Genomic DNA, 12,418 nt, shown 5'->3' with positions numbered 1-12,418 from the left:
GGGTGTCCACGCCGGTGACTGCCAATCCCCTTCGCCTCCCAGCCTCTTGTTCCGAGGAAGGCCGCTGTGTCACACCGTCCTGCCGTCCTGCTCGCGATGCGTCCCGCCCTGCGGCCGCTCCTGTTCGACGCCGACACCGAGCTCCGGCTCGCGCGTGCCGCGGCAGCCGAGCCCGGCCCGGCCGTCGACGACCTGTCCTCCCCCGCGTCGGCCGACCGCCTCGCGGCGGCCGAGGTACTGGTCACCGGCTGGGACTGCCCGGTCCTCGACGCGGACGTGCTCCGCCGGGCGCCCCGGCTGCGCGCCGTGATCCACGCCGCCGGCAGCGTCAAACACCATGTCACCCAGGCCTGTTGGAACCGTGGTCTGCTGGTCTCCTCGGCCGTCGCCGAGAACGCGGTCCCGGTCGCCGAGTACACCCTGGCCATGGTCATCATGTCCGGGAAGCGGCTGCCCGCCCTGGAACGCGCCTTCCGGCGGGACCGTGACGGCCGGGACTGGCAGCACTGGACCGAGTCCTTCCCCGACCTCGGGCTGTACCGGCGCACCGTCGGCGTGGTCGGCTGCTCCCGGGTCGGGCGCCGGGTGATCGGGCTGCTGCGCGAGCTCGACGTGACGGTCCTGGTCCACGACCCCTACCTGCCCGACTCCGAGCTCCGGGCCCTCGGCGCGATCCCGACCGGTCTGGACGAACTGGTCGCGGCCAGCGACGTGGTGAGCCTGCACGCCCCGGCCACCGAGGAGACCCGGCACCTGATGGACCGTCGGCGGCTGGCCCTGCTGCGCGACGGGGCCACCCTGATCAACACCGCCCGCGGGTCGCTGGTCGACACCGAGGCGCTGGTCGCCGAACTGCGCACCGGCCGCATCGACGCGGTGCTCGACGTCACCGAGCCGGATCCGCTGCCCGCCGACTCCCCGCTGTTCGACCTGCCCAATGTCACCCTCACCCCGCATGTGGCCGGCTCGCTCGGGGGCGAGCTGCACCGGATGGGCGCCTTCGCGGTGGCCGAGCTCGAACGCTACGCCGCCGGCCGCCCGCTGGTCGGGCTGGTCCATCCGGAACACCTGGCCAGCTCGGCCTGACCGCGCCGCAGACCGCAACCCCCATCTCACCTCCCCCACCCCTCGTGCTCCACCCGTGAAGGAGAGCGCCCTCCATCCGCAGAAACGCCGTCCGGACATCCACGGCGGACGCCGGGGGTGCGGCCAAGGACGCTCCCGCCGCAGCAGAGTGCTGGGCCTCGCCCTGGCCGCCGTCCTCGGCTCGGCCGGGCTCGCTGCGGCGGCCCCCGCCCAGCCGGCCTCCGCCCAGGCAGCCACCGCGCAGGCGCACCGCGCGCACGCGCACCGCGCCCGGACGGCCACCCAGGCCGCGACCGTCTATGTCGACTGCTCGCAGCCGAGCGACGGCAACGGGACCCGGTCGTCGCCGTACAACTCGCTGAGCGACGTCAACGCCACCGTCTTCACCGCCGGCCAGACGCTCGCCTTCGGCTCCGGGACGACCTGCACCGGCACGCTGTCGCCCCAGGGCAGCGGGACGGCCTCGGCCCCCGTCACCATCGCCGACGCACCGCCACCGTGGAGCGTGGCCGCACCCGTCGCACACCCCTCCGTCCGAGACGGGAGGCTCAGGCCTCGGTGTTCTGCTCACCCTGCGGGTCGTCCACGCGTATCGCGGCCCGAACGCCCAGGTACAGGTAGGGCGCGCGGCCGTCCGCGCCGACCTCCGGGAACGCCATCCTCCAGAACACCCGCTGCCCCGGATGACGCCCGATCAGGACCGTCGGGCTGAGGCCGATCAGCCGCCGCGTCTTCGGCTCCTGCTTCCCCATCCCCGGTAGGGCACCGCGCGAGCCGATCTCGACGACGAGTCCGCCCTCGGCGTCCTGCTTGATGTCGTAGTACGCGCCGACGGTCCGGTAACGGCCGACGAAGCGGCGCGGGTCGACCTCGATCGCCGGGCTCGGCGGCTCGGGCAGCGGCGGGACCTCGATCCCGGCCAGCCCGCCGAGCACCCGACTGCGGACCGCGTGGATCAGGCGCGCCGGCGCGCCTCCGTTGGTCAGCACGGCGAACGCGACCCCGCTGTCCGGGGCGACCTCCAGCAGCGACGCCTGACCGAGCGTTCCGCCGCTGTGCCCGAACACCCGGCCGCCCTTCAGCTCGTACAGTTCCCAGCCCAGGCCCCAGGAGCAGGTGGACGCGCCGTCCTCGTCGAAGGCCGGCAGCACCGTCTGTGGCGCGAGCATCGCGGCCACCGACTCGGCGCTCAGCACCCGGGTGCCGTCCGGAGCCAGGCCGCCGCCGAGATGGAACCCGGCCCACTCCACCAGGTCGCGGGCGCTGGCGCACTGGGTCGCACCGGCCGGTGCACCGGCGCGCGGGAACTGCCACCACGGGGCGACGCGCTGCTCGGCCGTGTTCTCGCCCTCGCCGTCGACGTGTCCGACGGCGGCGCGGAACATGATCGCCTCTTCGGCCAGCGTCACCGTGTGCGCGAGACCGAGTGGCTCGATCAGGTGCTTGCGCAACGCGGCGTCCCAGGACGGCAACTCCCTGACCCGCTCGACGAGCCGGCCGAGGACGGAGTACCCGGAGTTGCAGTAGGAGAACATCCGCCCGGGCGGGAAGACCTGGTCGCGGTCCTTGAGCGCCTCGACGTACCGGGCCACCGCGTCATCGCCGCGCCCGAAGTCGTCGAACACGTCCCCGTCGAAGCCGCCGGTGTGGCAGAGCAACTGCCGCACCGTGACGGCCTCGGCGGCCTCGTGGTCGGCGACGGAGAATTCCGGCACGTAGGTGCGTACCGGCTGGTCCAGGTCGACCAAGCCCTCGTCGACGAGCTGCATCACCAGCGTCGCCGTGAATGTCTTGGTGACGGATCCGATCTGGAACAGCGAGTCCGCGGTGGCCTCGACCCCGGTGTCGAGGTTGAGCACCCCGGACGTGCACTCGACCACTTCGTCCCCGACTCGCACCGCCAGCGACACACCGGGGACATGGTCCTCACGACGGTACCGCTCAAGTATTTCCTTGAGATCCGCTACGAGATCCGCGAGTTTCGTCACAGCTCAAACCCCCCTGGATACGACCCGGCCAGTGCCCTGACGACCTTGGCCGGGCGGTCGCGCCGCCCGCGCATCAGGCGGCGCTGCCTTCCGCTGCCACGGCCGCGCAGGCGCAGCCGCACTGCGCGGGAACCGGCGCGGAGGCGGGCGCGGGCAGGTGGCGGCACTGCTCGCGGTCGGTGATCGTCGCGGCGCCGAAGTCCCCGGCCGAGCTCTGGACGTAGAGCTCGTGGTCGTCGGCGGCGACAGCGGCCACGTCCTGGCCGCGCAGCCGGGCCAGGACGTAGACCCCGGCCAACTGGGTGACGTCGCGGATCGCGCCCATCGGGAGCAGCGAGCGGGTCTCGGCGATGGCCTCGTGCTCCCCCGCCCGGATCACGACCCGGGTGCCAGGTGCGACGCCGTGCGCGGCGATGGCCACGGCGATGTTGTCCAGGTCGTCCGAGCCCACCGCGGCCAGGGCCCGGGCCCGGCCCAGCCGCAGCCGTTCCAGGACCGAGCGGTCCCCGCCGTGGCCGACCATCACCGGTATCCCCAGGGAGCGCGCCAGGCGGGCGGTCGCCGTGTTCGGGTCGCGCTCCACGCCGACCACGGGTATGCCGAGGCGGCGCAGCTCCAGGCACAGCCGGATGCCGACCTGCCCCATGCCGACCACGATGACGTGTCCGGACCTCGGCAGGGTGCGCCGTCCGACCAGCCCGATCAGCCTCGGACTCAGCATCCGCTCGACCACGCCGGCGGTGAACAGGGCGCTGAACGCGATCGTGCAGAGCATGGCGACGGCAGCCGCCACCTGGTACCCGCGCTCCCCCGGCGCGGCGGTGGCCGGGCCGACGCCGGCCAGCACCCGGGCGGCCTCGAACAGCGCCAGGGTCGGCGGACGCCCGTGAGCGACCATCCAGCTCCAGTCGCCGAGCAGGACCGCGGCCATGGCGAGCATCCCGAAGACCAGCAGGCGGGTGCCGTCGTCGTGCGGGCGCAGCTGGCTGGAGAACCGGGCGGCCCGCGCGGCCCATCCGCTCGGCCGGACCGACGTCCAGGGCCGGAGCAGCAGCCGGCCGTGCTGCCGGCGCACCGCCAGGGCGCCCCGGCCCTGCTGCCGGAGCGAGAGCAGCGAGGGATCCAGGCACGGTCCGGCGAGGACCGGTGCGACCAGGTCGGCCGGCGAGGTCACGTCGCACTGCGGCAGCAGCCGCCGGAGCTCGTCGGCCACGGTGCGGTCGAAGATGGTGACCACCAGCGGGACGGTGGGCGACAGGTGGGCGACGGCCAGCGCGTAGCGCAGGGAGGCGACGTCGTCGTGGAGGAGGACCGCGAGGCCGTTCGGCTGCCGGGCGACGGCGGCGCGGAGCTCCTCGTCACGCGGTTGGAAGAGGTGGCCGACCGCGTGGCCTTCGGCGCCCAGGGAGGCGCAGACGCTGCGGGCGAGGTGGGTGTCGCCGATGACGACGAAGTTGCGGGCATGCGGGATCGACGGAGTGGTGGTGGTCACGATGGCGGACATCCTGCCGTGAGGGGGCGGCGGAGCTCACTGCGCCGGGCACGCGTGCGTCGACCCGAAGGAACGGGCCGGCCGGCGGGGGGTGGCTGCCGTGCACCTGCGGCCACGGCCAGGAGTGCGGAGTGTTCGGTCGCGATAGCGACAGGGCCGATCATAAGGGAGCCCGGTGCGGCGTCGGCAGGCCGCCGTCCGGAACGGCGGGCCCACTCGCGTCAGCTCGCGGCCGGCGCGTCGCGCCGGGCCAGCGCGTCCAACTCCTCGCCGATCGCCGCGCGCAGGCCGTCGTGGGCCGGCCCGAGGGCGTGCCGGGGGTCGCTCCAGTGCTCCCGCGAGTACAGCCACACCGGGAGGCCGACCAGTTCGGCGGGCTCCCACTCGTAGCGCGGCCACACGTGGGCGTGCAGGAAGCCGTCGGTGTTGCCCAGGATCTCCAGGTTCACCCGCCGGAAGGCCGGATCCGACCGCCGGCAGGCCAACTCGACGGCCTCGCCCAGCCGGTCCATGTCCGCCAGGAACGCCCTGCGCCTGTCCCGCGGCAGCTCCGACAGCCGACCCACGCCGGGATCGTCCGCCAGCAGCACCGAGTACCCCGGCAGGAACTGGGTGTCGCCGATCACCGCGAAGCCGGCGTCGAGCCGCCGCAGCACCGAGGGGTTCTCCCCCGCCAGAGCACTGCCGATCCTGTCCGTGCGCCAATCATGATCCATGGCCGAGGACCCTACACCGCAGCAGATCGGAGCAGCGCGGGCCGGTGGTTCGCCGCCGGCCCGACCGCCGGCCTCGGGGACCGCTCGTGGGCACCCGGGGAGGGCCGGTGCCGCAGCGGACCGCGGGCTCAGCGGTCGGGGGTCTCGCGGAGCAGGTGCTCCAGTTCGGTGACCAGGCGGACCGCCTCGGCCCGGCGGGTGTCGGCGGGCGAGGGCTCGGCCGCGAGCCGGTCCGTGCGGCGGTCGATGGCGATCCGCAGGGCCGCCGCGGCCTGGCGGGCGAAGAGGGCGAGCAGGTCCAGCTCGCTGAGGCTGGAACGGCACTGCGGAGCCGGGTCGAGCACCTCCAGGACGCCGAGGACCCGGTCGCCGTGGATGAGCGGCACGGCCATCAGCGCGTCCGGGACGTACTCGGTGGACTCGGCCAGGCTCCGGTCGAAGGTGGCGTTCCGGCGCAGGTCGTCCACCACCATGGACTCGCCGGAGGTGGCCACCCAGCCCGCGATGCCCCGGTCCGCCGGAAAGCGTCGGCCGACCAGGAAGGTCTCGCCCCGGCCGGAGACCGCCTGGAAGACGAGTTCGTCCCGCTCCTCGTCGAGCAGGAACACCGAGCCGGCCTGGGCGCCGAAGATCGCGCGGGCCACGTCGACGATCGACTGGAGGAGTTCCCGGGCGGCGTCGTCGCCGACCGGATCGGGTGCCGCGACTGCGGCGTGTTCGGTTCGCTCGGTCATCGGGCACCTTCGCTGCCGGTGGGACGGATCTGGACATTGGCCGCGGAGAGGTAGAGCGCGCTCTTCAGCTGGAAGCTCGTCATCCGCGGATGGGTGGAGAGCAGCCGGGCGCACAGGCCCGCGACGTACGGTGTCGCGAAGCTGTTGCCGGTGGTGCGGATGGCGCCGCCGCCGAGCCAGGCCACCTCCACGTTCTGGCCCGGTGCGAAGAACTCGACCGGAGGATCGGGGTTGTAGAGGTGGAGGTCGAGGTCGTCCTCCTGGTGGCTGCCGACCGAGATGACCGAGGCGAACCGCCAGGGGTAGCTCTCGACCGGGGTGTTGTGCGCCGAGGCGACGATGACCGAGCGGTTGAAGTACGCGTGGTCGGCCAGCGCGTGCAGCTCCTCGGCGAAGCGCACCCGGGTGGTCGACAGGCTGAGGTTGATCACGTCGAACCGCTGCTCGACGGCCCACCGCAGCCCTGCGAGCAGCACGTCCCCGGTACCGGAGAAGCGCTCGCCGAGGACCCGGACGCTGTACAGCTCGCACTCGGGGGCGGTCCGCCGGATGATCCCGGCGCAGGCGGTGCCGTGGCCGCAGGTGTCGCCGGTGTCGGTCTCCCGGACCTCGATGGCGCCGCCCTCGTCCTTGACCACCACCCAGGAGCCGGAGAGCGGGCCGACCAGGGGGTGGTCGCGTTCCACCCCCGAGTCCACCACGCAGACCCGCACCCCGCGCCCGGTGCCCGCACCCGCCGTCCCGCGCGGGGCGAGTCCCGTGTCGGTCGCCACCGGGATGTCGTCGGGGCCCCGGCCGCGCAGGCTCCAGGTGAGCCCGGCCCTGCGGGCGGTCGCCGGGACCGGCGCGGGGGCGGTGGTGGTGGATGTCGCTGGGGATGTCATGCCGGGGATTCCTCTCCATCGGGCTCGCCGCCGCGCTCTCCGCCGGGCGCTGCGCCGCCCGCCGGCCAAGCCGCCGCGCCGGGCACGATCGCGCGGGCCCAGCCGACGCCCGCCAGATGGCCCTTGGCGGCGAAGCTCGCGCCCGCCGCACGGGCGGCGGCGGCAGCCTGCTCGGTGCGCCCGAGCAGCAGCAGGACGTGGGCCCGGTCCAACGAGGCCTGGGCCTGGACCAGCAGCGAGTCGGTCGCGGCGGCCGCCCCGACCGCGCGCCCGGCCAGCCGCAGGGCGTCCTCGGTCCGGCCGTCGGCGGCCGCGATCCGACCGCGGAGCCCGTCCAGGTCCGCGGCCTCGGCCGGCGGCCGGCCGGTGCGCGCGGCCGGGGCCGCCAGCGCCGTTCCGGCGGCGGCCCACTGCCCGGTGTCCGCCAGGATCCGCGCCGACTCCAGGGCGATGGTGTCCAGCAGCGCGCCCGCACCGAGCGAGCGGGCCGCCTCCCCGGCCGCGTCCAGCGAGCGCAGGGCCTGGCGCCACCGACCGGCCAGGGCGTCGACCGTGGCGCCGAACAGCGGGAGGAAGACCCGGGCCTCGGCGAAGCCCAGCTGCCCGGCCAGCCGCTCGGCCTCGGCCAGGCAGGCCCGCGACTCGTCCCAGCGGGACCGCAGCGCGAGCATCACCGCCAGCGGACAGTTGAGGGTGACCCGGACGGTGCGCCGACGGACCCCGTGCTCGGCGAGCAGCGCCCGGCAGCGTTCCGTGGCGACCGGCAGCGGGTCGGGGCCGCGCCACAGCGAGACGCCGATCGCGCCCAGGGCGGCGGCGCGCTCCGGTTCGGCGTCGATGCCGACCGCGTGGCCCAGGGCCCGGGTGAGCAGCCGGTCGGCCGCTCGGTGGCGGCCCTCCAACTGGAGTTGCTGACCCAGCCTCAGGCAGGCCCGGGCCTGGCCGAGTCGGTCGCCGGCCGCCTCGAAGACCGGCAGCGCCGCGCGGGCCGTGGCGGCCACGGACCCGCCGTCGGCCAGCGGATCGGCGACGGCCAGGCCGAGCCGGGCGTGGGCCGCCTCGACCGGGTCGGTGGACGCCGCAGCCACCCGGCCGAGGAGTTCCCGGCCCTCGACGGCCCGTCCCAGCGCCAGCCGGACCTCGCCGAGCCGCCGGACGGTGGGTCCGGCGTCCGGCTCGTCCTCGCGGTACAGCGCCACCGCCCGGGCGAGCAGGTCGTCGGCCCAGGCGAGGTCGGACCGGGCCAGGGCCTGGGCGCCGGCCCGGCCGAGGGCGGCCGCCGCCCGGAGCCGGACCCGGTCGGTGTCCGCGCCGGGCAGGCCGAGTTCGCCCCGGTAGCGGCAGGCGCGCTCCAGGTGGCCGCCGACGGCCGCCTCCCCGGCGGCCCGGACCGAGGCCAACTCGGCTGCCCCTTCGTGCCGTTCGACCCGCGCCCGCTTGGACATGCACTGGTAGGCGACCTCCTGCACCAGCCCGCTGGTGAAGTGGTAGACGGCCCGGCCGCCGCCCGCCGACGGGGCCGGTTCGACCAGACGGCGACGGCTGAGCCCGAGCATCGAGGCGACCACGGACGGCTCGCCGCTCCGGGCGAGCTCGGCCAGCTCGGCGGCGTCGAACTCGCGGCCGACCACTGCGGCGAGATCGAGGGTGAGCCGTTCGGCCGGCGCCAGCGCGTCGATCCTGGCGCCCAGCAGGGCCTGCACCGTGGCGGGCAGCGGCGCGGCCTCGCCGCCCTCGTCCCCCGCACCGCCCTCGTTCAGCGCTGCCAGCAACTGCTCCAGGTGCAGCGGGTTTCCCCCGGCCCGCTCCAGCAGGCCGGTCGCCGCACCGTCCCGGTGCGCCCCCACCTCCGTCAGTCCGGCCGCGAGCAGCTCGGCCTCCGCCCCGGACAGGCCGGGCAGCGGGAGCACCGGACCCGGGCCCTCCGGCCGGAGCTCCAGCAGTTCCGGCCGGGCCAGCCGGAGCACCAGGACGGCGGCCCCGCCGAGGTCCCGGACCAGCCGGTCCACGACGTCGAGCAGCAGCGGTCCGGCCCAGTGGCAGTCGTCCAGCACCAGCACCACCGGCCGCCGGGCCGCGACCGAGGCCAGCACCTGGAGCAGGGCGGCGCAGGTGTCGTCCAGGGTGGGGCTGGGGGTGCCGTCGGCGAGCAGGCCCTCGGCCAGCAGTGCCAGGGCGTCCTCGGCGTCCGCACCGGGCCGGGCCCGGCCGAGCAGGCCGCCGACCGCCTCGGCGAGCGGGCTCAGCGAGCCCTGCTCGCCGTACTGGCGGCAGCGCCCGGCGCCGTGGGCCGGGCCGGCGCCGGGCCGCGGCCCGGTTCCGGCCTCGTACCCGGTGCCGGTCCAGAGGCGGAGCCACTCCCGGACCAGTCGGGTCTTGCCCTGCCCGGCCTCCCCGTGGACCAGCAGCGACTGCGCGCCGCACCCGGCCACGGCCCGCTCCAGGGCCGCGTCCAGGGCGGCCAGCTCCCGCTCCCGGCCGACGAACGGGACGTCGAAGCGCCGCAGTTGCTCGGGTTCGTCGCCGCCGAGCCCGAGCAGCCGGTAGGCGGTGACCTCCTCGGTCTTGCCCTTGAGCCGGAGCGGGCCGACCTCCTCGACCGAGACCGTGGTGCCGGCCGCGAGCAGGGTGTCCGGTCCCAGCAGGATCTGGTCGGCGCCGGCGTTCTGCTCCAGCCGCGCGGCGATGTTGACCGTCTCGCCGGAGACCAGGGCCTGCCGCGCGGAGGCGTCGGAACCGGTGACCACCTGGCCGGTGTTGACGCCGATCCGCACGCCCAGGCGGACGCCCGGACCGGCGTCCAGCTCGGTGTTGAGCCGGCCGAGGGCGTCGAGCATGCCGAGGGCGGCGGCCAGGGCGCGGCGGGCGTCGTCCTCGCGGACGGTGGGCACTCCGAACACGGCCATCACCGCGTCGCCGATGAACTTCTCCACGGTGCCGCCGTGCGCCTCGATCTGAGCCTTCATCACCTCGAAGTACCGGAGCGTGACCACCCGGAGGGTCTCCGGGTCGAGGACGCCGGACAGGGCGGTGGAGCCGACCAGGTCGCAGAAGAGGACGGTGACCACCTTGCGGGCCTCCACCGACCCGACCGGGGACGCCGGGGCGCAGGGCGCACCGCAGGAGGGACAGAACCGGGCGTCGACCGGAAGCGTCCTCCGGCAGCCGGAGCAGGACGGTTCGGAACTGGGCGGTTCAGAAGAGCGCGCCACCGGCGATCTCACTGTGTGCCTCCACCTCGGGCGCCGCCTCGTCGAGGCGGCTCTTGATGTCCAGCAGGATGTTGAGCTCGTCCGGGCCGAGCCCGAGCAGCACCTCCACCTGTTCCTCGCTGAAGGCGTCGACGACGAAGCCGGCTTCGTAGAGGCGGCCGATCCTGGCAGTGCGGTCGTCGGTCATGGCGGACCTCCCGGTACTGGTGCGGGGACAGGGGCGAGCGGGAAGACGGGTCGATGGTCCGCGGCGAGTTCGTGGAACAGCCGGGCCAGTTCGCGGGCCGTGTGCAGCGCGCTCACCCGCACCGCCGTCCGGCGGTCCGGCCCCAGCGGCAGCCGGTCCAACAGGCCGTCCAGTTCCGCCAGATGGCCGGTGTCGAGGAGAGCGTGGTCACGGACGGTACGGAAGGCGGCGGCAGGCAGCGCGGTCCCGGCCGCCAGCCGCTGCGCCAGCCCGGGAGCCGGGGCATTGCCCTCCAGGACGGCCAGGTAGCCGAGCAGGGCGACCGGGTGGTGGTGCTCGATCCAGTAGTACTGGGCCCCGGCCATGGCCGCGACGGCGGCCGGGGGACGGCGGCGAGGGCGGCGGCGGGGTCGCCGCCGGCCACGGCCAGGTCGGCCAGCAGCCAGTCGTCGTGGCCGCGTTCCTCCTCGGCGTGCCGGAGCAGGTACCGGCCGAGCGGCCCGGCCGCCGGGTCGCCCGGGGCCAGTTCGGCGCAGCGGGCGGCGGCCAGCTCCAGCAGCGGCACCGAGGCCCGGAGCAGGGCGTGCATCGCGCCCAGGTAGCCGAGGTAGCGGGCCCGCAGGCCGGCCGGACGCCAGAGGGCGGCGGAGGCGGCGCGGACGGCGGGCGCGGCCAGGGCCAGCGTCGCCCGCAGTTCGGCGGAGAAACGCGGGTCGGCGGAGATGCGCGGGTCGGCGGAGATGCGCGGGTCGGCCGAGATGCGCGGGTCGGTCATGGCCCGCTCCCGGAACCGGGGCTCGGGGGCGGTCCGGACAGGGCCACCAACGCGGCGTGGCGGCCGCCGCCGTGCCTGCGCACCAGCTCCACCGGGCCGGCGGCCGTCTGCCGGGCGGCGGAGAGCTGGTCGAGGAGCTCGCCGAGCGCTCCGGAGGCGTCCCGGGTGGCGCCGGCGACCACCTCGGGGTGGTCCGAGAGCCTGCGGCAGCCGCTGCAGTAGCCGGGGGCCGCGCTGCCGGGTGCCGCACTGCCGGGGTCGGCGCAGCCGCCCGCCGCGTACCGCGCGTACAGGTGGGACGGCCCGACCGTGCGGATCATCCGCAGCACCGGGGACGCCAGCGAACGGCGGCGCACGGCGGCCCAGTCGTCCTCGGCGAGGTGGCCCAGCCGCAGGTGCTCGGGGACCGGCCGGCCGTCCACCGCCTGCTGGTTGCAGCAGGCGAGGACCGTCCCGTCGAAGGCCACCACCGGCCACGCGGCCATCGCGCAGGGCAGCGCCCGCCCGGGGTCCGGCCCGGCACCCGGCCGGGCGGCGGACACGACCGCCGAGGCGGCGGCCCAGGAGGCGGCCCGGCCGAGCGGGCGGACCCGGTTGACCAGCATCGGTGCCCGGTCGGCGAACTCCCGGCGGATCTCGGCGGTCAGCCCGGCGAGGTACGGGTCGTCCTCCCCGGTCCCGGTGAGGTGGAAGCTGACCGGGATCCCGGCGTCCAGCACCCGGTGCATCGCCCGGAAGACCCCGGCCCGCGGCACCTCGCGCTCGTGGTGGACGTCCAGGCTCGCCGAGAAGTGGTCGACGGCGGTGATCGCCCGCATGATCCGGTCCGGGATGCGACCGTCCCGGGCGAAGAACATGCCGCTGAGCAGTGCGCTGCGGGTGCCCACGGTGCGGGCCGTGGCAGCGAGTTCGGCGGCCAGCTCGGGCAGCAGCAGGGGTTCGCCGCCGGTGAGCATGACCAGCTCGGGTCGGTCTTCGGCGGTGAACGAGCCGACGAAGCGCCGCAGTCGGGCCGCGCCGGGCTCCTCGCCCTCCCTGGTGGAGGAGGTGGAGCAGTGCGCGCAGCTCAACGGGCAGCGCCGGGTGAGGGTCAGCAGCAGTCCGGCGCACGGAACCGGCCGCAGCCCCACGAGTTCGGACAGGTGCATCGCTTCCCCCCTCTCGCCCCACGGTCGGTTCCCCAGCCTCGGCGAGACCGGTTCGGGGGCGCTTCGGAAGCGCCTGGGAAACGGTAAATCCGCAGGTCAGTACGGTGCCGAGGAGAGCGGGGGCGGCGTCGAGGGCCTCGGAGCAGCAGCCATACCGCTGCCATACCAGCGGTTGACCGATCCCGAATCGAGCCGC

Annotated in this window: 10 protein-coding genes and 1 pseudogene; 1 reads left to right on the top strand and 10 read right to left on the bottom strand. The window is 75.5% G+C overall.

Going from position 1 to position 12,418, the window contains the following annotated elements:
- Positions 1-96: 96 nt before the first annotated feature.
- The gene (locus tag BS75_RS33675) at positions 97-1,086 is read left to right on the top strand and encodes a hydroxyacid dehydrogenase (protein ID WP_034094312.1); all 990 of its coding nucleotides are present in this window, start codon (positions 97-99) and stop codon (positions 1,084-1,086) included.
- Between the two features lie 297 nt (positions 1,087-1,383).
- On the opposite strand, the gene BS75_RS33670 is transcribed toward BS75_RS33675, so the two are convergent.
- From BS75_RS33670 to BS75_RS33625, 10 genes and pseudogenes are all read right to left on the bottom strand, one after another.
- Positions 1,384-1,566 carry a hypothetical protein gene (locus BS75_RS33670; RefSeq protein WP_034090924.1) on the bottom strand — a complete coding sequence of 61 codons (183 nt, stop codon included), beginning with the start codon at positions 1,564-1,566 and terminating at the stop codon, positions 1,384-1,386.
- Positions 1,567-1,634: 68 nt separating this feature from the next.
- Positions 1,635-3,074, bottom strand: coding sequence for a serine hydrolase domain-containing protein (locus tag BS75_RS33665; RefSeq protein ID WP_034090923.1), 1,440 nt, complete (start codon positions 3,072-3,074; stop codon positions 1,635-1,637).
- Between the two features lie 73 nt (positions 3,075-3,147).
- A complete protein-coding gene (locus BS75_RS33660) occupies positions 3,148-4,566 on the bottom strand; it encodes a potassium channel family protein (protein WP_231607969.1) in 1,419 nt (472 codons plus the stop codon).
- Positions 4,567-4,787: 221 nt separating this feature from the next.
- The gene (locus tag BS75_RS33655; protein ID WP_042440898.1) at positions 4,788-5,282 is read right to left on the bottom strand and encodes a diadenosine tetraphosphate hydrolase; all 495 of its coding nucleotides are present in this window, start codon (positions 5,280-5,282) and stop codon (positions 4,788-4,790) included.
- Between the two features lie 128 nt (positions 5,283-5,410).
- On the bottom strand, positions 5,411-6,016 hold the full coding sequence (locus BS75_RS33650; RefSeq protein WP_034090921.1) for a GAF domain-containing protein: 606 nt from the start codon (positions 6,014-6,016) through the stop codon (positions 5,411-5,413).
- The gene (locus tag BS75_RS33645; RefSeq protein WP_042440896.1) at positions 6,013-6,900 is read right to left on the bottom strand and encodes a S8 family peptidase; all 888 of its coding nucleotides are present in this window, start codon (positions 6,898-6,900) and stop codon (positions 6,013-6,015) included. Before BS75_RS33645 ends, BS75_RS33650 begins: the two co-directional genes overlap by 4 nt.
- Positions 6,897-10,112 (bottom strand): adenylate/guanylate cyclase domain-containing protein, encoded by a 3,216-nt coding sequence (locus BS75_RS33640; protein WP_081982889.1) that lies wholly within the window; start codon positions 10,110-10,112, stop codon positions 6,897-6,899. Before BS75_RS33640 ends, BS75_RS33645 begins: the two co-directional genes overlap by 4 nt.
- Entirely contained in the window at positions 10,096-10,299 is a 204-nt protein-coding gene (locus BS75_RS33635) for an aroma-sacti cluster domain-containing protein (protein WP_034090920.1), read from the bottom strand. Before BS75_RS33635 ends, BS75_RS33640 begins: the two co-directional genes overlap by 17 nt.
- Positions 10,296-11,074: pseudogene (locus tag BS75_RS43620) on the bottom strand (iron-containing redox enzyme family protein). The gene BS75_RS33635 and the pseudogene BS75_RS43620 overlap by 4 nt, the downstream one beginning before the upstream one ends.
- On the bottom strand, positions 11,071-12,222 hold the full coding sequence (locus BS75_RS33625; RefSeq protein ID WP_034090919.1) for a radical SAM protein: 1,152 nt from the start codon (positions 12,220-12,222) through the stop codon (positions 11,071-11,073). The pseudogene BS75_RS43620 and the gene BS75_RS33625 overlap by 4 nt, the downstream one beginning before the upstream one ends.
- Positions 12,223-12,418: the final 196 nt, after the last annotated feature.

Source organism: Streptacidiphilus albus JL83, from assembly GCF_000744705.1.
GTDB classification, from domain to species: Bacteria; Actinomycetota; Actinomycetes; order Streptomycetales; family Streptomycetaceae; genus Streptacidiphilus; species Streptacidiphilus albus.
Note: the sequence above shows the minus strand (reverse complement) of the source record. Positions and strands in the feature narration are given on the sequence as shown.